Origin of the sequence: Neorhizobium sp. S3-V5DH, assembly GCF_004343065.1 — a bacterium.
Taxonomy (GTDB): domain Bacteria; phylum Pseudomonadota; class Alphaproteobacteria; order Rhizobiales; family Rhizobiaceae; genus Neorhizobium; species Neorhizobium huautlense.
The window spans coordinates 68,332-92,408 of record NZ_SMCL01000018.1 but is presented as its reverse complement, the minus strand read 5'-3'; the positions used below and the strand labels follow the sequence as shown (position 1 = coordinate 92,408).

The window sequence follows — 24,077 nt, the reverse complement described above, 5'->3', positions numbered from 1 at the left end:
ATTCGCCGATCACCTTTCAGGTAACGTCGTCGATTTCAGGCGGCATCCTCGACCAGCGAGGAAGGCACATAGTTGAGGACCGGGCCGAGCCAGCGCTCGACCTCCTCAACCGACATGCCCTTGCGCTTGGCATAGTCCTCGACCTGGTCGCGCTCGACCTTGGCAACTCCGAAATAATACGAAGCGGGATGGCCGATATAGAGGCCCGAGACCGACGAACCGGGCCACATGGCGTAGCTGTCGGTAAGCGCCACACCGGTTGCGTTCTCGGCGTCCAGCAGCCGGAAAAGCGTCGACTTTTCGGTATGATCCGGCTGTGCCGGATAGCCGGGCGCCGGACGGATGCCGGCATAGGCTTCGGTGACCAGTTCGTCCGAGGAAAAATTCTCGTCCGGCGCATATCCCCAGAATTCCTTGCGCACGCGCTCGTGCATGCATTCCGCAAAGGCTTCCGCGAAACGGTCCGCCAGCGCCTTCACCAGGATGGACGAATAGTCGTCGTTGGCCCGCTCGAAGCGCTCGGCGATGGCGATCTCCTCGATACCCGCGGTAACGACGAAGCCGCCCACATAGTCCTGAACGCCGCTTGCCAGCGGCGCCACGAAGTCAGAAAGCGCCACATTCGGCCGCCCGTCCCGCTTCGACAGTTGCTGACGCAGCGTGAAGAAGGTCGCAAGCTCTTGGCTCCGGCTGTCGTCGGTAAAGAGGCGGATGTCATCCCCTACCGTATTGGCCGGCCAGAAGCCGATCACCGCCCGCGGCCTGAACCACTTTTCCGCGATGATCTTGTCGAGCATCGCCTGTGCATCGGCATAGAGCTGGCGCGCCGCCTCGCCCTGAGCTTCATCCTCCAGGATCGCAGGGAAACGCCCCTTCAGTTCCCAGGTCTGGAAGAATGGGGTCCAGTCGATATACTTCGCAAGTTCGGCAAGATCGTAGGTTTCGAACACTTTTGTGCCGGTGAACTGCGGCCTGACCGGTTTGTAGCCGGTCCAGTCGAGCTTTTCCGGATTGTCGCGGGCACGGGCGATCGGCAAACGGGTCTTCTCCGCTTCCGAGCGTGCATGGGCAGCGGCCACTTTGCTGTATTCCGCCTGAATGGTGCTGATGTAGTTCTGCTTTGCCTCCGGCGACAGCAGCGAAGATACGACTCCCACGGCGCGGCTTGCGTCGGTAACGTAGATCGCCTGGCCCCGATTGTAACGCGGATGGATCTTGACCGCAGTATGGACACGGCTGGTCGTAGCGCCGCCGATCAGCAGTGGAATATCGAAGCCCTGACGCTCCATCTCCGAAGCCACGTGCGCCATCTCGTCAAGCGACGGCGTGATGAGGCCGGAAAGCCCGATGATGTCGACCTTCTCGGCAATCGCCGTTTCCAGGATCTTGGTCGAGGGCACCATGACGCCGAGATCGATGATCTCGTAATTGTTGCAGGCGAGTACGACACCGACGATGTTCTTGCCGATATCGTGGACGTCGCCCTTCACGGTTGCCATCAACACCTTGCCGGCAGACTTCCTCTGGTCGCCACCCTTCAGCCGCTTCTCTTCCTCCATATACGGCAGCAGCACCGCCACCGCCTGCTTCATGACCCGCGCCGACTTCACCACCTGCGGCAGGAACATCTTGCCCGAGCCGAAAAGATCGCCAACCACGTTCATGCCGGCCATCAGCGGCCCTTCGATGACGTCGAGCGGCCTTGCAGCCTGTTGCCTTGCTTCCTCGGTATCCTGTTCGATGAAATCGGTGTTGCCGATAACCAGCGCATGGGAAAGGCGCTTTTCGACAGGCCATTCGCGCCAGGCGAGATCCTGCGCCTTGGCTTCCTTGGTGCCGGTGCCGCGATAGCGCTCGGCGATATCGAGCATCCGCTCCGTCGCATCGTCGCGCCGATTGAGCACGACATCCTCACAGGCTTCGCGGAGCTCCGGGTCTATGTTCTCGTAGATTGCCAGCTGACCGGCATTGACGATGCCCATGTCCATGCCCGCCTGGATGGCATGGTAGAGAAATACGGCATGCATCGCCTCGCGCACCGGCTCGTTGCCGCGGAAGGAAAAGGAGAGGTTCGAAACGCCGCCGGAGATATGTACCAGCGGCATCCGCTCGCGGATCGTTCGGGTCGCCTCGATGAAGGCAAGTCCGTAGCCGTTATGTTCCTCCATCCCCGTGGCGACCGCAAAAATGTTCGGGTCGAAGATGATGTCTTCCGGCGGAAAGTCCGCCTCTTCTGTCAACAGCTTGTAAGCGCGCTCGCTGATTGCCACCTTCCGCTCGTAGGTGTCGGCCTGCCCCTGTTCGTCGAATGCCATGACGACCACGGCAGCACCGTAATTGCGAAGCAGACGCGCCTGGGCCAGGAACTTCTCCTCGCCTTCCTTGAGCGAGATCGAATTGACGACGGGCTTGCCTTGCACACACTTGAGGCCGGCCTCCATAATCTCGAACTTCGAGGAGTCGAGCATTACCGGAACACGGGCGATATCCGGTTCGGCGGCGATGAGGTTCAGGAAATCCACCATCGCCTTTTCAGAATCGATAAGCCCCTCGTCCATGTTGATGTCGATCACGGACGCGCCGTTTTCCACCTGATCCCTCGCAACGGCGAGAGCCGCCGTAAGATCGCCAGCGGTGATCAGCTTGCGGAATTTTGCCGAGCCGGTGACGTTGGTGCGCTCGCCGACGTTCACGAAAGGGATGTCCTTCGTGAAGACGAAGGGTTCGAGGCCGGCAAGCGACATAAAAGGCTTGTGCTCGGGGACTTCACGCGGCCTGTGCGGGGCAACCGCTTCGGCAATCGCGCGTATATGCTCCGGCGTCGAGCCGCAGCAGCCGCCGACCACATTGACGATTCCCTCTTCGGCAAATCCCCGGATCTGCCGCGCCATATCGTCGGGCGTCTCGTCGTAGCGACCGAACTCGTTCGGCAGGCCCGCATTCGGATAGGCGGAGATGAATGTGTCGGCGACCGCTGAAAGCTCTTGCAGATGCGGCCGCATCGCGTCGGCGCCGAGTGCGCAGTTCAGCCCGATCGTGAAAGGCTTGGCGTGGCGGACCGAATACCAGAAGGCCGATGGTGTCTGGCCGGACAGCGTACGCCCCGACAGGTCGGTGATCGTGCCGGAGATCATCACCGGCAGGTGAATACCCTTTTCTGCAAACCGCTCGGCACAGGCGAAAATGGCCGCCTTGGCGTTCAGCGTGTCGAAGATCGTCTCGATCAGGATGATATCGGCACCGCCATCGACGAGCCCGTCGATCTGCTCACCATACGCAATTCGCAGATCATCGAATGTCACCGCGCGGTAACCGGGATTATTGACATCAGGCGAGATCGACGCCGTGCGGTTGGTGGGCCCGATGGCACCGGCGACGAAACGACGGCGGCCGTCCTCCCTCTCTGCACGAAGCGCTGCACGGCGCGCCAGGCGGGCACCGTCACGGTTCAGATCGTAAACCGCATTCTCCATCTGATAATCGGCCTGGGCGATCCGGGTGGAGGAGAAGGTGTTTGTCTCGATGATGTCGGCCCCGGCCTTGGCGTAGCGATAGTGGATCTCTTCGATCGCCTGCGGCTGGGAAAGGATCAGGAGATCGTTGTTGCCCTGCTGATGACAGGCGCATCCGATAAAGCGCTCTCCACGGAACTGCTCCTCGTCGAAGCCAAGGCCTTGAATTTGAGTCCCCATGGCGCCGTCGATAACAAGGATTTTCTCCCTGGCGGCAGCCTGAAGCGCGGCAAGAATTTCGGCGCCATCCCGGCGGGCATCTTCCGGACCAAACAGATCATCCAACATAGGCGCACTCCCAAATCGCAGCAGGTGACTTAATGATATAAAGATGTCTTTATGTGAAGTCCAGCACGGTTGACGCATTCTGTCCAAGTTTTGCCGATGACAGACTATTGCGGGGACGTTATAGCCTCCAGTCAGAAACGACGAGTGCATCAGGGAGACCAGCATGAGCGACGGCGGAGCGACGGCAGAAAAATGGAACAATCTTCCATACCATCGCCGTTGGCTGCTCGATCAGGCCGACGGACTTTTCGATTTCTTCCAGTACCGTGCGGTCAATCCAGCCGGCGGCTTTTTCGACCTCGATGACACCGGCCTTCCCTTGGGCGGAGCCAATCCTACCCGCGGTATCCATGCATCCGCTCGTATGGTGCATTGTTTTTCGATCGGCTACCTGCTCGGCCGTCCAGGCGCAGGTGAGATCATCGATCACGGCATGCGCTACCTCTGGGAGCGGCATCGAGACAGCGAGCACGGCGGCTATTTCTGGCAGGTCAACGACGACGGCGCCGTGGATGCCGCCAAACAGGGTTACGGACACGCCTTCGTCCTGCTCGCCGCATCCTCTGCCAAGGTCGCCGGCCATCCGCTCGCAGACAAGATGCTGGCGGATATCAGCGAAATTCTCGATACGAAATTCTGGGAAGCCTCGCACGGTGCGATTGCGGAAGAATTCAATCGCGATTGGTCGCCGATCGATGGCGGCGGCTATCGCGGGCAAAACTCCAATATGCATCTTACCGAGGCCCTGATGGCGGCCTACGAGGCGACCGGAGAGAAGACCTATCTCGCCAAGGCGGAGAGTATCGCGGATCTTGTCATCTGTCGTCTGGCCGGCAGCGTCGGCTTCCGCGTCGCCGAGCATTTCGACCAGGAATGGACCATCGACAAGTCCTATTACCACCCCGACGAGATGTTCCGCCCGGCCGGCACCACGCCAGGGCACTGGCTGGAATGGGCACGTCTCCTGCTCCAGTTGTGGGTGCTGGGGGACAAACGGCACGGCTGGATGCCGGATGCCGCAAAATCACTCTTCGTCCAGTCCATGTCACTGGGCTGGGACAGGGAGAAAGGCGGCTTTTTCTATACGCTCGACTGGAATGACAATCCGGCCAAGACCAACAAGCTCTGGTGGCCGATGTGCGAAGGTGCCGGCGCGGCCCATTTCCTCAATGAACATCTTCCCGCAGACCGCTTCTACGAAGACAGCTATCGCCTGATCTGGGGCACGATCGCCAACCGCTTCCTCGATCATGAGAACGGCGGCTGGCACGAAGAACTGACGGAAGATCTTATCCCGGCCCACACGCTCTTTCCGGGTAAGGGCGATATCTACCACGCATTGCAGGCATGCCTCATCCCGCTGTTCCCGGCCACCGGCAGCCTGACGAAGGTGATTGCGGAAGCCAAGGGGCCTATCTGACGTCGTCCCGCAAGGTGACGGAACCATCCCCGCCCGGATCAGTTTTTTCGAAAGTCACAAAACCGTAACATTCGGAAGACGATCAACGATGCTGAGCAGCCTTGCCGAGGAGTTTTCCCACGAGGCCCCCGTGGCGATTGAAGTGCTTCTGGCGAGGCTGGTGGGGGCGACAATTCTCTGTGGCCTCATTGGACTGGAGAGAGAATTCAGGAAAAATCCTGCCGGACTGCGAACCAATATGCTGATCGGCTTAGCCGCAGCGGTTTTCGCACTCGTGGGATTGCAGCTGATGCACGATTTCGGCGACCGACCGAACACGGTCCAGTTCGATCCGATCCGCCTCATCGAAGCGATCACCGCCGGCATAGCCTTCCTGGCGGCCGGAGTCGTCATCTACACGCGTGGCGACGTGAAGGGGTTGACGACCGGCGCCAGCATGTGGCTCTCGGGTGCAATCGGCCTTTGTGCAGGCCTCGGCATGTGGCTTGTGGCAGTCGGTGCCACGATCGCCGGCGTCATCATCCTTTGGCTACTGCGCAAGACCGAGGTCGCCGCCGGAATGAAGGAAGATTGACGATGACGGCCTTATCACGGCGCAACCATGCCGCGGATAAGGGAGGCCAGTGCTTCATAGTCGTAGGGCTTGGTGATAAGCGCCGTTTTGCTCAAGCCCTCCGCCTCGGGAACGTCGGAATCGCCCGTTGCAAATACGACGGGAAGATCCGGCAATACCTCGCGTATTTTCAGGACGAGCTGCGGTCCGCTCATTTCTGGCAGATGGACATCGGTCACGGCAATATCGATCCGCACGTCGTCGTCGACGGCAGCGAGCGCCTCCTTCGCTGATCCCGCCTCCACGACGGTCAGGCCCGAGTCCTGAAGAAAATCCGCGGCGGAGATACGGATCAACGCCTCGTCCTCCACAAACAGCACTGTGATCTGCCGACCCTCCGGGACAGGTCCTTCGACAGCCGGATTGGTTGCCGGTGTTGAGCCCGACGGTACTTTTTCACCGCCCTGCATACCGGAAAGATTGCTCAGATCATCCTTGCCGACCGGAGGCAGTTCTCCATCGAGACCCGCAACCGGATAGGATGTCGAGGATGGGAGCTCCACCTCGGGCATCAGTGGATCGTGCGCGAAAGATCGCGGCTTCGGATCGATGTTGAAAAGCTCCGTCAAACGGAACATGGGCCGCCCCCGATGCTGACACGTACCGGGAGGTTATAGAGGTTCGGGGATCGTTGACAATTGAAATCAAATGCCGGCGAACAAAATCACACCTATTATTATGAATATCTAAAAAATATCTGATTTCATCACGTTGTCTTTGGTTCTGGCACAGTCATCGCGCTCGAGGGACGCAAGACGGGTCACCAGATACTCATGCGCTGGTTGGTCGTCGGGCGGGCGATGAGACGGGCAACAGCCTCCGCCGGCATCGCCTTTCCATAACGGAAACCCTGCCCCGCCTCGCATCCCATCAGCCTCAGCGCTTTCTCCTGCTCCAGTGTTTCAATTCCCTCGGCGATCGTCCGCAGTCCAAGCTCGGTGCTGAGCATGATGAGGGCGCGGGTGATGGCTGCGTCCTTCGGCTTGGTCAGGAGGTCGCGGACAAAGCCCCGATCGATCTTCAACGTCGTCAAGGGATAACGCTGCAGCGATCCGAGCGAGGCGTAACCGGTGCCGAAATCGTCAAAGGCAACGCCGACCCCCATTTCCCGCAGGGCCTGGATCGTTTCCAGCGACTGATCGTCATCCTTGAGCGTGACGGTCTCGGTGATCTCGATCTCCAGAAAATGCGGATCGAGATTGTAGCGCGAGATCAGGTTTTCCACGAAACGCGGCAAATCGCCCGCACGCACCTGCGCGGGAAAGAGATTGATGCCCATCTTGATCGGCGGGTAGCCGACCTGTCTCCAGGCAGCCATCTGGCGTGCGGCTTCCTCGAGCACCCAGAAACCGACGTCGAGGGCGATCGAACTTTGTTCCAGGGCAGGCAGGAAGGCCGCCGGCGACAACAGGCCGCGCTCGGGATGCCGCCAACGGATCAGCGCTTCGACGCCGAACACGTCGCCCGTTTCGAGGATCACCTGCGGCTGATAGTGCAAAACGAGCTCCTGCCTGTTCAAGGCGCGAAGCAACCCATCTCTGAGCGTGCGGCGAACCAGCGTCTCGTTCCGCATCGAAGGCTCGAACATTCGCGAAACGCGCCCACCGGCCTGCTTGGCGCGATACAAGGCGAAATCAGCGCCTGCGATAAGCTCATCCGCGTCGGATCCGTGGGACGGAGCAAGCGAGAAGCCCACGCTTGCTCCGACGCGCAGCGTATGACCGCCAACCTCGAAAGGCGCCTTGAACGCCTCGATTACGGTGTTGGCATTTTCCTGTGCGATGCGAGGATCACCGGTGCCCGGCACGAGTATGGCAAATTCGTCGCCGCCGAAACGGGAGACCGTGACGTGGCGGTCGAGAACCGCTGGCAGCCGGACGCCGATCGCCTGCAACAGGGAATCTCCGACGGCATGGCCCAGCCGGTCGTTGACATCCTTGAAGCCGTCCAGGTCGAAGAGCAAAACCGCAAGCGGTCTGCCCTGCCCGAGCTCTTCGCGCAGCAGATCCTCGAAGCGGGGCCTGTTGCAAAGCCCCGTCAGAGTATCCTGGCTGGCGAGCCTCAGAAGCCGCATGTCGCGGTCCCGCCGCTCCGATATGTCCTTGATGATGGCACCGACACCGACCCCTTGTTCGTCGCGCCAGATAGACAGGGCCAGTTCGATCGGAAATTCCTCGCCATCCTTTCGCCGTGCCGAAATCTCGACCGTTTTGCCGCGGAGGTTGGAATTGCCGCCCGAAATGACGCGCGCAAAGCCGGCATTGTGAGCGGCCCGAAAACGTTCCGGAACGATAAGATCGAGCGGATTCCCAATCATCTCGTCGCGTTCATAGCCGAACATGTCGAGCGCAGCCTGGTTCACGAACTCAATGCGGCCCTTCGGATCGGCGGTAATCAGAGAAAGATCGGTGGAATCTGCAAACTTCGCCGCCGTGGCCTGAGGTATTCCCTCGCGGCGCAGCTCGATATGCTCCATCACCATCGATGCCAGGCCGGCCAGTGCCTTTCTCTCGCGTTCCGAGAAGTTTGCTCGGGCCTTGGTATCTGCGATGCAAAGAGCCCCGATCCGCCATCCGTCCGGCGTGGTCAAGGGCGCTCCGGCGTAAAAGCGGATGAATGGCTTGCTCGTCACGATCGGCAGGCCCGAAAAACGCGGATCGAGCCTTGCATCCGGGACGACCAGAACATCATGCGTGGTGATTGTATGCTGGCAGAAGGATTCCGATCGGAGGGTCTGCTCGAACTCGTAGCCGGCGCAGGACTTGAACCACTGCCGATCCTCTTCGATCAGCGTCACAAAGGCCATGCGGGTGGAAAAAAGCTCCGACGCAAAGCGGCATATCCGGTCGAAGCGATTTTCCGAGGCAGTGCCCGCGATCCGGTAGCGATCCAGAACATCGAGCCGTCTGCGCTCCGCAATGTCCATGCTATCGGCGTTAGACATCTCTCCTCCGCAAAAGGGCTGTGGAGCCGCAACATAGGCATTCATGAATTAGAAAAGCGATAACAACGAACCTCGAAAATGCAGGATTTCCGAAGAAGACTCGGATTTTTCTAGCTGCGACCACTTTCATCGATTATTCGGCCGCCGGGCTCGCAATGGCCCGCTGCAAGCACGCCGTCCACTGGCGCAGGAATGCAGGAAAAAGCATGTGTATCACATGTTTGTCCTCGGTTCCGCGGTTGGACGCGCAGCCGTTCGGCGTGCTAATATATGTTCTGGATAACCTGTCAGGTTTCATATGAACGAACAGAGACTTTCTGTGAGAGACCGGCGGCGGGCGGGCGCCGTTGACATGCGAATGGCCGCAGACGGGAAGAATGGCCTCATCCAGTCTTTTTTAAGCCACCGCTTTTCTACCGCAGAAATCTATTTCATCGCGGTCGCCTGTGTGTTGACCGCCTTCGTCTTGCGCCTTGCTCTGCACGGCCTGCTCGATGACCGGGCGACCTTTACTTTCTTCATTCCGCCCATTCTGATTGCCGCGGTCATCGGCGGCATTCCGGCATCGATCTTCTCGGTCGCCCTTTCCGTCCTGGCCGTCTACGTCATCAAGGAATTTACCCCACGCGGACCGACCCTTTCGGAAATGGCCGCCATCGGAATCGTGGGGGTTGCGATCGCGCTTGTCGGCGAGATTCTTCATTCCGCGCGCAAGACCATCGAGAAGGTCCAGGCCAGGGCGGATTCGCGCGAAGCGCATCTGCGCTCCGTGCTCGATACGGTGCTCGACGCCAGCATCGTCAGCACCAAGGACGGGACGATCGTGTCCTTCAATGCGGCGGCCGTCCGACAGTTCGGCTACACCGAAGAGGAGGCGATCGGGCAAAACCTTCGTATATTGATGCCGGAGCCCTATCACCGCGAGCATGACGGATATCTCGCCCGGTATCTGTCGACCGGCGAAAGGCGGATCATCGGAATCGATCGGGTCGTCGTCGGGCGCCGCAAGGACGGCTCCACGTTTCCGATGAAGCTCGCCGTTGCCGAAACCCAGTCCGATGGAGAAGTCTTTTTCACCGGTTTTGTGCGCGATCTGACGGAGCGGGAGGAATATGCCGCCCGCCTTCAGGAAATTCAGGGGGAACTGGCCCGGCTCGCCCGCCTTAACGAAATGGGAGAAATGGCTTCGACGCTCGCCCACGAGCTGAACCAGCCACTCTCGGCAATCTCCAACTACGTGCATGGCTGCGCGCGCCTGCTGCGCGACGTCGACGAGCCGATCGCGATGAGGATGCGCGAAGCCTTGGAGGAAACGGCCAGACAATCGCTCAGGGCCGGCCAGATCATCAAGCACCTCAGAGAGTTCGTCACCAAGGGAGAGACGGAAAAGGCGCCTGAGAACATTCGCCGGCTGGTCGAGGAGGCCGGAGCGCTGGCATTGGTCGGTTCACGCGAGAAAGGCGTCAGGGTGGTCTTCGAATTCGCACCCGGTCCAGAAATAGTGGTGGCCGACCGTATTCAGATCCAGCAGGTTTTGACGAATCTGATGCGCAACGCGATCGAGGCCATGAGCGAGAGTGAACGGCGCGAATTGGTCATCCGCACCGAACCCGAGAGCAACAACCTCATGATGATCACCGTACGCGACACGGGACCAGGCATTCCGGGTGAAATTGCCGAACAGCTATTCAGGCCCTTCGTCACCACCAAACCGGGCGGGATGGGGATAGGCCTCTCTATCTCGAAGCGTATTGTGGAAGCCCATGGCGGCGATATGATCGTATCGAGCAATCCGGCGGGAGGAGCGACGTTCCGCTTCACGCTTCCGATCTACAAGGGGGACAGCGAGAATGCAGACAGGTGACTATACGGTTCATATCGTCGACGACGAGGAGCCGGTCAGGAAATCTCTTGCATTCATGCTGACGATGAACGGCTTTGCCGTGCGTATCCATGAAACGGCGTCGTCCTTCCTGCAGTTCGCACCCAGCATCCGCAACGGCGTCTTGATAACGGATCTGCGCATGCCGGACATGACCGGCGTTGAGCTGATCCGTAAACTCGTGACAGGACGTACAAATGTCCCGGCCATCGTGATCACCGGCCACGGCGACGTACCCCTGGCCGTGGAAGCGATGAAAGCCGGCGCCGTGGATTTCATAGAAAAGCCCTTCGAAGATACGGTCATCATTGAAGCGATAGAACGTGCCGCGGCTCAATTCCGGGAGAAAACCGCCGATCCCGGCGATATGGACGAAGTCAGGAGCCGCCTTAAGAGCTTGAGCGATCGGGAGCGGCAGGTATTGGCGGCAGTGGTCGCCGGCCAGCCGAACAAATCGATCGCATATGATCTCGACATCAGCCCTCGAACGGTCGAGGTGCATCGGGCAAACGTCATGGCAAAGATGAAAGCAAGGAGCCTGCCACAGCTCGTTCGCATGGCCATTGCCGCCGGCTCGCCCCTCGGTGAAGCGGATAATTAATTTTCATTTCTTGATCCAGCGCAAAGCGGACCTGCCCTGAAGGCGCTAGGAACCGGATGTCGGAGGTAATTTGCCATCCAAGCTTGCGGATAGTCTGGTGCACTCATCGTTGAGAAACATCGTCATCATCGAACCGGATCTCGGCCTCCGGCAATCGTTGACGTTTGCGCTCGAGGTGGAGGGATATCGGGTCGAAGCCCTCGATACGTGGCGCAAGGCGTATATTCCGATCACCCCAACCCTCTGCATGATCATCGACGACAACCTGTTGCGGAGCCGCGAGGATGCGAGGCGGTACCTGCGCGATTTGGGCCAGACCGTCATCCTCCTCACCGATGGCGTATATCCTGCCGTAAACGATGACGGTCTCATCCTCACAAAACCCTTCGAGGGCGCCGATCTGCTGCGGCTCGTAAGAAGCCTCGAGACGGTAGACTGATATCCCCAATCCTTTCGTTACCCCGCGGCTACGTACATCCCCCTAGTGAGAGAACCGAATTTTTCACTGGTCCGTCTTGAGGCATCCTGAAACCTCAGAACGGGAGAATGCAGTATGCAAACCGCCGCCGCCCACAATCAAAGGCAACCCGGATCGACGGCAAACTCTCCCAAGACTGCCGGCTTTTGCAGGCCATATCCCGTCGTGGGCTTTACGGCAGGCGCGGAAATCTACGCTCCGGGCAGCAGGGCTGGTACGTTCTATCAGGTCGAATTCGGCGCGGTACGCGTCCACAGGCTGCTGTCGGACGGAAGACGGCAGATCATCGCCTTCTACCTGGCTGGAGAGACCTTCGGCTATGATGCAGACCGGACCCACAGTTTCTTCGCGGAAGCCATCACGCAAACGGGGCTGCGCGCCATGACCCGCCCTGCCAACGACGAAGCCTCGCCCGAACTTCTCAGCCTGGCATTGCGCGGGATGCTGCGTGCCCAGGAACACATCATGATGATCGGTCGACAGACCGCGGTCGAACGGATCGCCAGCTTCCTGATCGACATGGCAAACCGCCAGGGCGACCTCGAACATTTCGATCTGCCGATGAGCCGGCTGGACATCGCCGACCATCTCGGTCTGACGATAGAAACGGTGTCGCGGGTATTCGCGAAGCTTCGTTCGGGCGGGTTCATCAGGCTGAAGAGCACTCGCCGCGTCGAATTCAAGAGGCCCGACGCGCTCCGCAGCCTCTGCGCATAGATTAGGCCTCACTTCCAGACCAGCGGCTCAACCGATCTCGTCCAGCATGGCGCGCATGCTGCGGACGATCCCGCTGTCGGTCGCGTAGGAGGCGGAAGCCTGGAAGCCGAAAGCAATGGCTTTTGGGCTAACGCCGTCAATCGGTCGGCGGCAGGAACTATGAATCTCGCGGGCTCCGGTCTGCCGCACGATCTGCTCGGCATTCATTAGGTTGATGCCGCTGCCTGGCATGATCGACAGACGTCCCTTCGCCTGTTCCACCAGTCTGCCAAGCCGATCGAGGCCATTGGGCGCGCTAACCTCGAGGCCCGATGTCAGGACGCGTTCCACGCCCAGTTCGACGGCCTGCTCAAGCGCCTCGTCGGCATTCGGCACCAGGTCGAAAGCCCGATGCAGGGTGACCCCAAGACCCGTTGCATGATCCGTCAACCGCGTTAGGAGAGCCAGGTCGAGCGTGTCGTCGGGACGGCTTGCTCCGAGCACGACGCCCGCCAGGCCAGCGGCGCGCACTGCATCGATATCGGCCAGCATTGCCGTTTCGTCGTCGGCGCCGAAGACGAAGTCTCCGGCACGCGGTCGTATCATTGCATAGACCGGAATCGGCGCTTTTGCCGCAAGCGTCAGGAGGCCTGGCGTAGGGGTCAATCCGCTGACATCGAGCGCCGAGCAGAGTTCGACCCGGTCCGCGCCTCCGGCGATCGCGGCGGCTAGGCTCTGCGGGCTGTCGACACAGACTTCGAGGAGAATACCCACATCAACCTCCCTGATGGCCGAGCACGGCGGCACCCACCAGTCCGCCGTCATCCTGCCGAAGCGCCGGCGTCACCAGGGGGTGACCGAAGCGATTGAGAATGCGCCTGCGCACGGCCTGATCCAGCGCATCGATTAGCGGTATCACTGATGCAAGGCCGCCCCCGACCGGCACGATCGACGCACCCGTGACGTTGACCGCCAGCGCCAGCGGATCGGCGAGAAGTTCGAGATAAACCGCCACCGTTTTGACCGCCCGCGCCTCGCCCGCCTGCCAGCTTCCGAGGATATCGTGGCTGGTCTCTTCGCAGCCATGCAGGAAATCGTGCAGCCGTTCGATGCCGCGAGCCCCACCAATCGTATCGACGCAGCCGGATTGACCGCAGCCACAGGGAAACCGCGGCACATGCAGCGTTTCGCCGTAGAGCTCGACCGTCGTGTTGAGGATCGGGCCATGCCCCCATTCGCCGGTCACGCCGCCGGCACCCCGCACCAGACGGCCATCGATCGCCAGTCCACCACCGATCCCGGTGCCCATGATGGCGCAGAAGACGACCGAATGCCCCCGCCCTGCCCCCTCATTGGCTTCCGCCAATGTCAGGCAGTCGGCGTCGTTGGCCGCCAGCACCCGCCGGCCAAGCATGACCGACAGTTCGTCAACGAGCCGTCTTCCGGTTATGCAGGGAATGTTCGCCGATGTGGCCCTGCCATCACGGGGGTCGACGAGACCGGCGATCGACAATGCCAGAGGCGATTCCGGATCACCTGCACCTTGGTGACGCTCGATCAGCGCCGACAGCGAAGCAGCCAGGTCACCCCAGTTTGCAGCGGGCGTCGCTACCTTCTCCAATGGCACCAACGCACCCGGCGCCGGCGACACGGCAAACTTCATGAACGAACCGCCGACATCGGCGCAGAAGACCGGCTTTCCCGACCCCCGCCTATCCGCCCATTCAGATTCCGCCGCGATCATACTCATTTGCGCGGATCCAGCAGATCGCGCAGTCCGTCACCGAGGATGTTGAAGCCAAGCACCGTGATCATGATTGCGAGGCCGGGAAACAGCGACATGTAGATATTGAGGCCGAGATAATTCCGGCCGTCGCTCATCATCGCGCCCCATTCGGGAAGCGGCGGCTGCGCCCCGAGGCCAAGGAAGGAAAGGCTCGCGGCAGAAAGGATGACGGTTCCGGCCGTCAGCGTCGACTGGACGATGATCGGCCCGATCGCATTGCGCAGGATATAATGGGTCATGATGCGGCGGCGCGAAATCCCGAGCGAGATCGCAGCTTCGACATAGTCCATGCTCTTCAGCCCAAGCGTGAGGTTCCGGCTGAGCCGGGCGTAGACCGGCACGGAGAAGATGGCAATGGCGATCAGAAGGTTGATCAGGCTGCTGCCGAGCACGCTGACGATCAGGATTGCAAGCACGATGCCCGGAAAGGCGAATAGAATGTCCATGACCCACATGACCGCCTGGTCGACATAACGGCCGCTCATGCCCGACAAAATGCCGAGCGGCACGCCAACGATCACCGCCAGGCCGACGCTGAGCACCACCTCGAGCAACGAAATACGCGCTCCATAGAGGACGCGGGCAAATATGTCGCGGCCGTTGTCGTCCGTCCCGAACGGATGTGCCCAGGAGGGTGGCTCCATGGTCGCAAGCAGGTCCTGCGCATAAGGGTCGACGGAAGCGATCAGCGGCGCAAGGATTGCGGCAAGCACGATCAGGCCGACGAGGAAACCGCCGAGAGCGATGCTGCGGTGGACCGCCATCCAGCGCAAAGCCCGCGATAACGCCCGGCGGCGCGGTGCAATCTCCGTTTCGATCGACGCCATCAGTCGAACCTTATCTTCGGGTTGAGAACCGCGATCAGAAGTTCCGCGAGCAGGTTCATGACGACCACGCCGGTCACGGCGACGAGCGTCACGCCCTGGATGACCGGATAATCCCGATAACGGACGGCATCGACAAGGAAACGACCGATACCCGGCCAGTTGAAGACGGATTCGGTGACGACTGCGCCACCGACGAGACTGCCGAAATTGAGGCCGACGATGGTGATGATCGGGATCAGCGCGTTGCGCAGCGCGTGGCTCCAGTAGATCGTCTGGGGAGCGACGCCTTTCGCGTAGGCGGTGCGGATATAGTCCTGAGACATGACCTCGATCATGCTGGAGCGGGTCATGCGGGCAATGACGGCGGTCGGCAGCACGGCGAGCGTGATCGAGGGAAGAATGAAGCTCCTCCATGAAGAGGCGCCGAGCAGCGGCAGCCAGCCGAGCTGGACGGAGAACGTGTTCATCGCCATCAGCGCCAGCCAGAAATTGGCGATCGACGCGCCGGCAATGGCAAGGATCATGACGATCTGATCAGGCCAGCCGTGACGGTAGATCGCGGCAATCATGCCGGCCGGCACGCCGATGCCGATCGCCAGGAGATAAGCGGTGATTGCAAGTCCAAGCGTAAACGGCAAACGCTCGGCAATCTCGTCGACCACCGGCAGCTTGGACTTGATGGAGATCCCGAGATCGCCTCTCACGGCTCCATAGGCAAAGGAGGCATATTGCTCCGGCAGGCTGCGGTCGAGACCGAGCCGGCGAGTCATGTTGTCCACGGCTTCCTGGGTCGCTTCCGGCCCCGCCATCAGCCGTGCAGGATCGCCGGGCAGCGCGCGTATGGCGACAAAGACCAGAAGGGATACCCCGATGAGGATCAACGGCAAGGCCAGCAGCTTCTTGGCGATATAGGCTTTCATCCGCTCGCTCGGTCAATTCATCTAAAGGAGTGGCGGGCGAATCTCCTTGCCCGCCCGCACCTCAGTTATTTCCTGGCGTCTTTGACGATGATCAGGCCGCCCGGAATGACCCAGGTGCCCTTGACGCCTGCCCGCGTCGCAAAAAGATCCTGCTTCGTGAAGAGAAGCACATGCGGTGCCTGTTCATTCACGAGCTTCTGTGCATCCACGTAGATGGCGTTGCGCGCTTTCTCATCGAGGGTCGAAGCCGCCTTGTCGATCAACTCGTCGAGCTTCGGATCGGAGAAGAAACCGAGATTGGCGCCGGCCGGTGACGCGCTCTTCGAGTGGTAGAGAGGACGGAATTGAAGATCCGCACCGTTCACCCCTGAGGACCAGGAGGCGATCGAGGAACCGATAGTGTCTTTTTCCTTGCCAGCCGGGTCGAGAAATGCCGCCTTGGACCAGACGCCGCCTTCCATCTTGCGCACTTCGAGCTTGACCCCGGCTTTCGCCCACATGGCCTGCAGCAGCTCGCCGATGCGGGATTCCTGCTCCTGCACGATGGTCGACATGGAGAAGCCTTCCGGGTAGCCGGCCTCCTTCAACAACTGCTTCGCCTTCTCGACGTCATAGCTATAGGGTGCGAGCGATTTGTCGTAGCCGGGCGTCACCGGCGCCAGCGGCGAGTTGGCCGGCGTCGCAAAACCCTGCATGAAGGCCTTTACGATCCCTTCGCGGTCGGTCGCGTAGTTCAGTGCCTGACGAACGCGCACATCGTCGAGCGGCTTCATCTTGGTGTTCAGCGAAACCCAGAACACCGCCGAACCGTCGGTGGCGCTGAGCGTCATGTCCGGATTGGCCTTGATCTGCTGGGCAAAGGCCGCAGGGAACGGATTGACCACATCGGCATCGCCTGTCTGCAGCGCCATGTTCATGACCGACGGCTCCGGCGTCCAGGTCCACTTGATCTCGTCTTCGCCCTTCGGCGCGCCACCCCACCATTCAGTGTTCTTGGTCTGCAGCACGTATTCGCCGGATTTATATTCGGCGAGTTTATAGGGACCGGTTCCCACCGCTTTGCTGCCGATCGTTCCCGCGGTCTCCGCGGCAGGGCTCACCATCAGGCAGGGACCGGTGGCAAGCAGCGCCAGGAAGGCCGGATACTGGGTCTTCAGCTTGAATTGCACGGTCATCGGATCGACGGCAGTCACGCCTTCGAGAAAGGTGCGCAGACGGCCGCTCGCGGCAAGCCCGCGTTTGGTGTCGAGGTGGCGGGTGAAGTTCTTGACCACGGCATCGGCGTCAAAGGGGGTGCCATCATGGAACTTGACGCCCGGGCGCAGCTTGAAAGTCCACACCAGACCTGCAGCATCCGAGGACCATTCGGTGGCAAGCGCCGGTTTGAGCGAAAGATCCGGATCCCGCTTGGTCAGGCCCTCATACATCGGATCGAGCAAAGCGGCTGTGTAGGTGGCAGTCTGGTCGCCCGGATCCATGGAACGCGGCGCTTCGGTCTGCATCACGTTCAGCGTCGCAGCGCCCGCAACGATCGGAAACATGAGAGCGCCCGCAACCGCCGAGGCGAGTACAAAGCGACGATTTTTCAGAAACATGGCCATGATTGTTCACCCTTGTTTTTTGTTGACGTCAGGGCATGCTGTGCCCCTTAGATCACTTTTATAATTTATTACCGTTGATTTGTTCACTTTCTAAACTTAGTGTCAAGGCACAATCCATAGGGGCCGAAGCCGCTTGACCGCCATGCTCACTTCCTCGCAACGCCAACTGCTGCGCGCCATCAGCGAGTCCGGCCCCCTCAGCCGGACAGAGATGGCTCAGATGCTGGGATTGAGCAAAGCGGCGATGAGCGGCATTGCGCGCGACCTGATCGATCTCGGCGTGCTGCACGAGACAGAAATCATCTACGGCCAGGGCCGGCCTTCGGTACTGCTCGACCTGCATCCCGAATGCGCCTTCTTCGTCGGCATTTCGCTGCTGGAAGACCCGGCGCCGATGATCCTCAGCGACCTCAACGGCAAGATCATCGCCCGTCAAGCAATGCCGCTGTCGCGCGACCCGAAGGTCATTGCCGAGGCGATTTCGGAAGGGCTGCCGAGCCTTCTCGAAGCTCATCCGGACGCGAAGGAAAAACTCTCCGGCATCGGCGTCGCGCTCTCGGGCTTCGTTGATGAGACCCAGGCCCATTGCGTCCAGTCGACGCTTCTGAACTGGCAGGATGTACCGCTCGCGAAAATCATCCGCGAACGCTCCGGCATCGAAACCTTTATCGAGAACGACGCGAAGGCAGTCGCGGTCAGCGAGAAACTGTTCGGCAGCGCCCGCGAAATCCAGAATTTCAGCGTGGTTTCGCTCGGCGACGGCATCGGCTGCGCCCATTTCATCGACGGCAGGCTCTATCGCGGCAATCACGGCGGCGCAGGCGAAATTGCCCATTGCACCATCGAGCCCGGCGGCGCCCCCTGCCGATGCGGCAAACGCGGCTGCCTCGATACTGTCGCCTCGATGAAAGCGATCAAGGAAATGTCGCGCGCCGAGGGGCTCGAATGCGTTTCGCTGTCGGACATCGAAGACGAAGCTTCGACCGGCAATGCAGCGGCAATCCGCATCCTGCACCGCGCCGGCTCGGCGCTCGGGCTTGCGATAGCCAACCTCATCCAGATGAACGACCCCGGCCTCATCCTGATCACGCACACGGAAGGTTCGTTCGAGGGTCTTTTCGGCACCGTGGTCAACCAGGCGATCGAGACCAATGTTCTGCCGCGTTACGCCGGCCAGACGCCCATCCGCATCAAGCGCGTCGACGGCGATGTCTGGGCACGCGGGGCGGCAAGCATTGCCGCCCATAATTTCCTGATCGGTTCCCATACGAGTTGAGGTTTTTCCATGCGTATTGCTGTCGGCGGCATCCATATCGAATGCAGCACCTACAACCCCGTCCTGAACGAGGAGAAGGACTTTCGCGTCGTGCGAGGCGAGGAGCTGACGGCATCGCCCTATTTTGCCTTTCTCAAGGACTATGAAGCCGAATTCCTGCCGACTATCCATTGCCGGGCCATCGCGGGCGGTCCGGTCGCCCGCTCCACATATGAGCGTTTCAAGGCCGAATTCCTGGAGCGCCTGAAGCCGCTGCTGCCTTTGGACGGCCTCTATCTGGCAATGCATGGCGCCATGTATGTCCAGGGCATGGAGGACGCCGAAGGCGACTGGATTACCGCTGCACGCGATCTCGTCGGCCCCGACTGCACGGTTTCTGCAAGCTACGACCTGCACGGCAATGTCAGCCAGCGCATCATCGACGCGCTCGATATGTATTCCACCTATCGCACCGCGCCCCATATCGATGTCGAGGAGACGATGCGCCGGTCGGTGAAGATGCTGGTCGAAAGCCTGAAGACCGGCGTAAAGCCGCTACTGCTCTGGGCACCGATACCGGTTCTGCTGCCAGGCGAGCGCACCAGCACGGTCGACGAGCCGGCAAAGAGCCTTTACGCGATGATGCCTGAAATCGATGCGATCGACGGCGTGTGGGACGCCTCGCTGATGGTCGGCTACGTCTGGGCCGACGAACCGCGCGCCACAGCGGCCGCGATCCTGACCGGCACGGACCGCGCCGTTCTGGAACGCGAGGCCAGGCGCGTCGCAGCGGCCTACTGGAATGCGCGAGGAAAATTCGTCTTCGGCTGCGAAACCGGCTCGATTCAGGAATGCGTCGCAAGGGCCGTGGCCAGCAAGACCGCTCCGGTGGTGCTTGCAGAATCCGGCGACAACCCGACCGGCGGTGGCGTCGGCGACCGGGCCGAGGTGCTCGCCGAACTGATCACCAGGAGCGCCACCGGCGTTGTGTTCGCCGGCATTGCCGACAAGGCCGCGGCCGAGGCCTGCTACGCCGCCGGCGTCGGCGCGGAACTCGATCTTTCCGTCGGCGCCTCGCTCGATACGATCGGCAGCAAACCGGTACAGGCCAGGGTCAAGGTGAAATTCCTGCACGAAACGACCGACCTTGCCGATCGCCAGGCGGTGGTTGCAATCGGCGGCATCGATCTGGTGCTGTCAGCGAAGCGCCGGCCCTATCACAACATTGCCGACTTCACCCGTCTCGGCCTGGATCCGAAGAAGGCCAAGATCATCGTCGTAAAATCCGGTTATCTCTCGCCGGAATTGGCGCCGATCGCCAATCCTAACCTGATGGCACTCTCGCCGGGCGTTGTCGACCAGTTCGTCGAACGGCTGGAGCGCCACCGCAAGCAGCGCCCGACCTATCCCTTCGACAGGGATTTCGCCTACGAGCCGCAGGTGTTTTTGTCGGCGCGTTCGGCGGGACGGTGAGGACTGCACAAGCCAACCGCCGCTCCGGCGGCAGGATTGCCTCCCGAAGACGGACGGCGGGTGAGGAAAAATCTCGTCCCGCTGGAAAGTTTTCATATTTTAATTCAAATACTTAGCAATCTTCTTTTCCCCACTTCGTCCCCGCATCCCGCACCACCCGCATAATCCTTCCCGTCATCGGATGGGAAACCGGGTTCGCGAACCGGTCGCATCCACGGTCTTGCAAAGTCCGGTTCCCGATGATGGTCGATGAAGTGGTCGAAGGGGGCTGGGAAATCCCCGGAAACCACTGAGACGGTCGGGGCAGGTGGAAACCTGAATACCCAATACCCGAATACCCCGCCTGCCCCATTCCCACAAAAACCGAACCGCGCCGGATTTTTATCCGCGCGGCCAAAGGTGCTTGCCGGCAAAGCTGGCTGACGCCGGGGTCAGGAACAAGAGGCCGCTCCCGCGTGTTTCATTGGATCCCATGAGGATGCAGGAGGAAGCAGGATGGGTATCGAACAGGCACCGACCGAAAAGGGTCGTGAATCGGCCCGTGGGCTGAAGCAGAGCACTCGGAAGGAAGAAAAGAAGGTCGAAGCCCAAAAAGGCTCCGATCTCCCAAAGGGTAAGGATCGTTTCGAGGAACGTTCGAAGAGTTCCGACGGCAAGAGCGCCGGCGCCAAACAGCGTTAGGTGACGGTCCGTCGGGCCGGAATACGAAAAGCGGCGACCGGAGGTCGCCGCTTCACATTTTGTCACTAGAAATCAGCTTCTCTTCGTGCGCCAGCTTTCGGCGTAGTTCTCGCGGGCTTCCCGCGCATAAGGCGTCGGGGAGACACGCACGCGGATTTCGGCCTGCTTGTGCCCCTTCTCGATCGAGGTCTTGCCCGTCCCCCCGTTCGGCTCACCCCAGATGAGTGTCAGCACGTCGCCTTCCTGGATGTCCGCATCGACGACACCGAGCGAGAGCATGCAGCGTTCGTTGTAGCTGTAGCCGTTGAACATCGACATGCCGACAACTTTGTCGCCATGCATGATCCTGTCGGCGCTGGAGGATGCGTAGTTCGGCTGCGGCAGGTCGATCCACTTGTAGGCCTGCTCGCCCGGAACGAAGCTCGATGCGATGACTTTCATGACATCTTCGGCGTTCCATTCGAAGGTGACCTTCTTGCGATGCGGCTTGCCCTTCATCTTTTCCAGCGCCTCGCGCCCGACAAAGTCGTGGTCGAACTTGATATAGATGCCGTAGCCGAGTTCGTAAGGGGTGACGTAATAGTCCTCGATGTTATCGGAAACGAGGCTGCCGCCGATCGAACCCATGGCTTCGTAGCTGTCCTCCGTCAGCCAGTCGCGGTATCCCTGCAGTTCAGGCCCGGTATAGATTGCCGGAAGAGGCGACGGGATCCAGCCGGATTCCAGCGTATTGGTGGAATAGGCACGCGCGCCTACAAGATAGAGGTCGACGCCTGCATCTTTCGCGGCCTGAACCACGATCTCGCGTACCTCGTCCTTTTCCGCGTAGGGCCCCCATATCTCGAGACCCGGGGCACCGGCCATGCCGTGGCGCAGCGCCTGAACCTTCCGGTTGCCGACATTGATCCAGTCGACATGAAAGAACTTGATGTCGGGGATCGGACCTCCGTTCATTTTCTCGAAGATCTTCGGCGCATCCGGTCCCTGGATCTGGAAACGGTAGTGAACCCGGTTGACCTCCTTGCCATCGGGACGCGAAGGCGAGCGCGGGTCATGGGTAAGCTTCACATCATGCTTGCCGAGCGAGGCGTTGTAGCGCAACCAGTTGGCGGTCGGCGCCCGGCCGACGAGCACGAACTTGTCTTCCCGCTCCCGAAAGATGATCATGTCGCCGATGACATACCCCGCCGGCGTGACCGGCACGTAGTGCTTGGCGCGATTGGTGCCGAAATTCGCAAAGCTGTTGATCGCGAGGCTTTCGAGAAATTTTGCCGCGTCCGGGCCCTCAACGATCAATTCGTCCATGTGGTGCGACTGATCAAAGAGAACGGCCGACTCGCGCCACGCGACCTGTTCCGTCCGCCAGTTGGAAAACTCGGGCGCGACGACCGGATAGATATACATGCCGATGCGCGAATTGCGCAGCATCTCGACCGGATTTCCCTTTTCCTTCAGGACCTGCGTCAGATTCTTTGTCATAAACCTTTCCCTCTGTTGCTCCCCGATTAGGCCGTCCGCACCGAAGGAAGGAGCGACCGAACAGGTCAAGATTGCCAATGCATGTGAGGGGCCGCGGTTCTCCTCCCGCCATTCTCCTCTCGCCGGCCGGTCTCGCTCCGCGACTGTCGCCAACGGCGAAAGCTTCGTCCGCCCCCCGGTTCCAAGATTCATAGAACAAGGATTCGGCATACACAACAATAAATAGACGACAATGCATACACGAATGAATCAGAAAGCTGACATTCCGCGCGGATTTTTTCCGATAATGACCTTATCAAGCCAATTATGTATACAAAGCAAGGCTGCGACGGACGGCGCTCGTCCTCGTGCAACGCGTCACCGTTCACGGCAGACGAAATCGCGTGGCGTGCCAAAGACGCAGGTCACGGTTGGAGGACCGCTGTCCTCGTATCCATTGATAAGAGAGAGCCTGCTTAGCTGCGGACAGCCCAGGCGGCGTCCGAGGGCGCGGCTACCGTCACCGCACGGCCGATGCCGACATCGGCCAGCGACGGCGTTTCGATATGCAGCGTCTGGTCGGCGGTCTTGACCATGACGGAACGATGGGGCCCGCGAAAAATAGCCTGGCTGATCTCGCCTGCCCAGGAAAGACCGCCATTTGCCGCTCCCGCCTCGCCGAGTTGCAGGTTTTCCGGCCTCACCATAACGGTCACGTCCGCTCCCGCCGGTATCTCGATGGCCGCGTGACATTCGCCCGACCATCCCCTCCCTTCGACGTCCAGCTTGTAATACTGGCCGCCGTTCGGGCGGCAATTCCTGACCTTCGCCTGCAGGAGGTTCGGCGTACCGAAGAATGCCGCAACCTGCCGGCTTTCCGGCCGCCGGTAAATGTCCTCCGGTGCGCCGACCTGCAGGATCTTGCCGCCATGCATCACGACGACCCGATCGGAAAGCGCCATGGCCTCCGACTGGTCATGCGTGACGTAAAGGGTCGTGATCTTGAGGCGCTGCTGGAGCTGGCGGAATTCGTCGCCCATCTGCGTGCGCAGCCGCGCATCGAGGTTCGACAGCGGCTCGTCAAGCAGCAGCACCTCAGGCTCGAACACCAGGGCGCGCGCGATCGCCACGCGCTGTTGCTGACCGCCCGATAGTGCCGGCGACGGGCGTTCGGCATATTGCTCCATCTCGACGAGGCGCAACGCATTCATCACCCGGTCCTGGATCTCCTTGTCGGTCCGGCGACGGATGCGCAACGGATAGGCGACATTGTCGAACACCGTCATATGCGGCCAGATCGCATAGGACTGGAAAACCATGCCGAGCCTGCGCCGTTCGGAGGGAACGAAATAGCCCTTGTCCGCATCCGACACCACATTGTCGCCGATGCTGATGCGCCCACCGGTGTTCTTCTCCAGTCCCGCCACCATGCGCAGCGTCGTCGTCTTGCCGCAGCCGGACGGGCCGAGCAGCGTGACGAATTCACCGCTTTTGACCCTCAGGTTCACCTGATCCACGGCCGTGACTGCGCCGTACATGCGGGTCACATTCTCAAGGGTTACCGAAGCCATACTTTTTCTTCCTTTCGGTGCGGACAGCTCTGTCCGCCAACTGAAAACCGGCCTGCCAAGGGGGCAAAATC

19 protein-coding genes are annotated in these 24,077 nt (G+C 60.6%); 9 read left to right on the top strand and 10 right to left on the bottom strand.

Going from position 1 to position 24,077, the window contains the following annotated elements; all coding sequences use genetic code 11:
* Positions 1-35: 35 nt before the first annotated feature.
* Positions 36-3,800, bottom strand: a complete 3,765-nt coding sequence (gene metH, locus EDE09_RS21215) for a methionine synthase (RefSeq protein WP_132412793.1) — start codon at positions 3,798-3,800, stop codon at positions 36-38.
* A 163-nt stretch (positions 3,801-3,963) separates the two neighbouring features.
* Between metH and EDE09_RS21210 the strand changes: the two genes are divergently transcribed.
* Together EDE09_RS21210 and EDE09_RS21205 are read left to right on the top strand one after the other, a co-directional pair.
* Positions 3,964-5,220 (top strand): AGE family epimerase/isomerase, encoded by a 1,257-nt coding sequence (locus EDE09_RS21210; RefSeq protein ID WP_112798509.1) that lies wholly within the window; start codon positions 3,964-3,966, stop codon positions 5,218-5,220.
* A gap of 88 nt (positions 5,221-5,308) precedes the next feature.
* Positions 5,309-5,794 (top strand): MgtC/SapB family protein, encoded by a 486-nt coding sequence (locus EDE09_RS21205; protein ID WP_105370106.1) that lies wholly within the window; start codon positions 5,309-5,311, stop codon positions 5,792-5,794.
* A gap of 14 nt (positions 5,795-5,808) precedes the next feature.
* On the opposite strand, the gene EDE09_RS21200 is transcribed toward EDE09_RS21205, so the two are convergent.
* Together EDE09_RS21200 and EDE09_RS21195 are read right to left on the bottom strand one after the other, a co-directional pair.
* Positions 5,809-6,411 (bottom strand): response regulator, encoded by a 603-nt coding sequence (locus EDE09_RS21200; protein WP_112798511.1) that lies wholly within the window; start codon positions 6,409-6,411, stop codon positions 5,809-5,811.
* 182 nt (positions 6,412-6,593) lie between these two features.
* On the bottom strand, positions 6,594-8,777 hold the full coding sequence (locus tag EDE09_RS21195; protein ID WP_112798513.1) for an EAL domain-containing protein: 2,184 nt from the start codon (positions 8,775-8,777) through the stop codon (positions 6,594-6,596).
* Positions 8,778-9,135: 358 nt separating this feature from the next.
* On the opposite strand from EDE09_RS21195, the gene EDE09_RS21190 reads away from it, so the two are divergent.
* The 4 genes from EDE09_RS21190 to EDE09_RS21175 all read left to right on the top strand — a co-directional run bounded on the left by EDE09_RS21190 (position 9,136) and on the right by EDE09_RS21175 (position 12,455).
* Positions 9,136-10,641 (top strand): PAS domain S-box protein, encoded by a 1,506-nt coding sequence (locus tag EDE09_RS21190; protein WP_280952507.1) that lies wholly within the window; start codon positions 9,136-9,138, stop codon positions 10,639-10,641.
* A complete protein-coding gene (gene fixJ / locus EDE09_RS21185; protein ID WP_132412791.1) occupies positions 10,628-11,260 on the top strand; it encodes a response regulator FixJ in 633 nt (210 codons plus the stop codon). The genes EDE09_RS21190 and fixJ overlap by 14 nt, the downstream gene beginning before the upstream one ends.
* Before the next feature lie 70 nt (positions 11,261-11,330).
* On the top strand, positions 11,331-11,699 hold the full coding sequence (locus tag EDE09_RS21180) for a response regulator transcription factor (RefSeq protein ID WP_132412789.1): 369 nt from the start codon (positions 11,331-11,333) through the stop codon (positions 11,697-11,699).
* A gap of 114 nt (positions 11,700-11,813) precedes the next feature.
* The gene (locus tag EDE09_RS21175; RefSeq protein WP_112798517.1) at positions 11,814-12,455 is read left to right on the top strand and encodes a helix-turn-helix domain-containing protein; all 642 of its coding nucleotides are present in this window, start codon (positions 11,814-11,816) and stop codon (positions 12,453-12,455) included.
* A gap of 27 nt (positions 12,456-12,482) precedes the next feature.
* On the opposite strand, the gene EDE09_RS21170 is transcribed toward EDE09_RS21175, so the two are convergent.
* The 5 genes from EDE09_RS21170 to EDE09_RS21150 all read right to left on the bottom strand — a co-directional run bounded on the left by EDE09_RS21170 (position 12,483) and on the right by EDE09_RS21150 (position 17,568).
* On the bottom strand, positions 12,483-13,208 hold the full coding sequence (locus tag EDE09_RS21170) for a copper homeostasis protein CutC (protein ID WP_112798518.1): 726 nt from the start codon (positions 13,206-13,208) through the stop codon (positions 12,483-12,485).
* Between the two features lies 1 nt (position 13,209).
* On the bottom strand, positions 13,210-14,178 hold the full coding sequence (locus EDE09_RS21165; RefSeq protein ID WP_132412797.1) for an ROK family protein: 969 nt from the start codon (positions 14,176-14,178) through the stop codon (positions 13,210-13,212).
* 2 nt (positions 14,179-14,180) lie between these two features.
* Positions 14,181-15,047, bottom strand: coding sequence for an ABC transporter permease (locus EDE09_RS21160; RefSeq protein WP_112798522.1), 867 nt, complete (start codon positions 15,045-15,047; stop codon positions 14,181-14,183).
* Positions 15,047-15,967 carry an ABC transporter permease gene (locus tag EDE09_RS21155; protein WP_105370116.1) on the bottom strand — a complete coding sequence of 307 codons (921 nt, stop codon included), beginning with the start codon at positions 15,965-15,967 and terminating at the stop codon, positions 15,047-15,049. Before EDE09_RS21155 ends, EDE09_RS21160 begins: the two co-directional genes overlap by 1 nt.
* A gap of 65 nt (positions 15,968-16,032) precedes the next feature.
* Positions 16,033-17,568 (bottom strand): ABC transporter substrate-binding protein, encoded by a 1,536-nt coding sequence (locus EDE09_RS21150; RefSeq protein ID WP_112798524.1) that lies wholly within the window; start codon positions 17,566-17,568, stop codon positions 16,033-16,035.
* A 142-nt stretch (positions 17,569-17,710) separates the two neighbouring features.
* Here EDE09_RS21150 and EDE09_RS21145 point away from each other — a divergent pair, with 142 nt between their 5' ends.
* From EDE09_RS21145 to EDE09_RS21135, 3 genes are all read left to right on the top strand, one after another.
* The gene (locus EDE09_RS21145; protein ID WP_112798526.1) at positions 17,711-18,844 is read left to right on the top strand and encodes an ROK family transcriptional regulator; all 1,134 of its coding nucleotides are present in this window, start codon (positions 17,711-17,713) and stop codon (positions 18,842-18,844) included.
* A gap of 9 nt (positions 18,845-18,853) precedes the next feature.
* On the top strand, positions 18,854-20,296 hold the full coding sequence (locus tag EDE09_RS21140) for a M81 family metallopeptidase (RefSeq protein ID WP_112798528.1): 1,443 nt from the start codon (positions 18,854-18,856) through the stop codon (positions 20,294-20,296).
* A gap of 495 nt (positions 20,297-20,791) precedes the next feature.
* Complete coding sequence (locus EDE09_RS21135) at positions 20,792-20,977, top strand: hypothetical protein (RefSeq protein ID WP_105370120.1); 186 nt, start codon at positions 20,792-20,794, stop codon at positions 20,975-20,977.
* Positions 20,978-21,049: 72 nt separating this feature from the next.
* Here the strand turns inward: EDE09_RS21135 and EDE09_RS21130 are convergent, their stop codons facing one another.
* Together EDE09_RS21130 and EDE09_RS21125 are read right to left on the bottom strand one after the other, a co-directional pair.
* Positions 21,050-22,456 carry an aminomethyltransferase family protein gene (locus tag EDE09_RS21130; RefSeq protein WP_112801336.1) on the bottom strand — a complete coding sequence of 469 codons (1,407 nt, stop codon included), beginning with the start codon at positions 22,454-22,456 and terminating at the stop codon, positions 21,050-21,052.
* 455 nt (positions 22,457-22,911) lie between these two features.
* Complete coding sequence (locus EDE09_RS21125) at positions 22,912-24,006, bottom strand: ABC transporter ATP-binding protein (RefSeq protein WP_112801283.1); 1,095 nt, start codon at positions 24,004-24,006, stop codon at positions 22,912-22,914.
* Between the last annotated feature and the right edge of the window lie 71 nt (positions 24,007-24,077).

Coding starts and splice junctions, on each gene's coding strand:
- EDE09_RS21155 (WP_105370116.1), bottom strand. CDS start 15,967: ATGAAAGCCTATATCGCCAAGAAGCTGCTGGCCTTGCCGTTGATCCTC.
- EDE09_RS21160 (WP_112798522.1), bottom strand. CDS start 15,047: ATGGCGTCGATCGAAACGGAGATTGCACCGCGCCGCCGGGCGTTATCG.
- metH (WP_132412793.1), bottom strand. CDS start 3,800: ATGTTGGATGATCTGTTTGGTCCGGAAGATGCCCGCCGGGATGGCGCC.
- EDE09_RS21140 (WP_112798528.1), top strand. CDS start 18,854: ATGCGTATTGCTGTCGGCGGCATCCATATCGAATGCAGCACCTACAAC.
- EDE09_RS21135 (WP_105370120.1), top strand. CDS start 20,792: ATGGGTATCGAACAGGCACCGACCGAAAAGGGTCGTGAATCGGCCCGT.
- EDE09_RS21130 (WP_112801336.1), bottom strand. CDS start 22,456: ATGACAAAGAATCTGACGCAGGTCCTGAAGGAAAAGGGAAATCCGGTC.
- EDE09_RS21205 (WP_105370106.1), top strand. CDS start 5,309: ATGCTGAGCAGCCTTGCCGAGGAGTTTTCCCACGAGGCCCCCGTGGCG.
- EDE09_RS21150 (WP_112798524.1), bottom strand. CDS start 17,568: ATGGCCATGTTTCTGAAAAATCGTCGCTTTGTACTCGCCTCGGCGGTT.
- EDE09_RS21195 (WP_112798513.1), bottom strand. CDS start 8,777: ATGTCTAACGCCGATAGCATGGACATTGCGGAGCGCAGACGGCTCGAT.
- fixJ (WP_132412791.1), top strand. CDS start 10,628: ATGCAGACAGGTGACTATACGGTTCATATCGTCGACGACGAGGAGCCG.
- EDE09_RS21190 (WP_280952507.1), top strand. CDS start 9,136: ATGGCCGCAGACGGGAAGAATGGCCTCATCCAGTCTTTTTTAAGCCAC.
- EDE09_RS21210 (WP_112798509.1), top strand. CDS start 3,964: ATGAGCGACGGCGGAGCGACGGCAGAAAAATGGAACAATCTTCCATAC.
- EDE09_RS21165 (WP_132412797.1), bottom strand. CDS start 14,178: ATGATCGCGGCGGAATCTGAATGGGCGGATAGGCGGGGGTCGGGAAAG.
- EDE09_RS21200 (WP_112798511.1), bottom strand. CDS start 6,411: ATGTTCCGTTTGACGGAGCTTTTCAACATCGATCCGAAGCCGCGATCT.
- EDE09_RS21175 (WP_112798517.1), top strand. CDS start 11,814: ATGCAAACCGCCGCCGCCCACAATCAAAGGCAACCCGGATCGACGGCA.
- EDE09_RS21145 (WP_112798526.1), top strand. CDS start 17,711: ATGCTCACTTCCTCGCAACGCCAACTGCTGCGCGCCATCAGCGAGTCC.
- EDE09_RS21125 (WP_112801283.1), bottom strand. CDS start 24,006: ATGGCTTCGGTAACCCTTGAGAATGTGACCCGCATGTACGGCGCAGTC.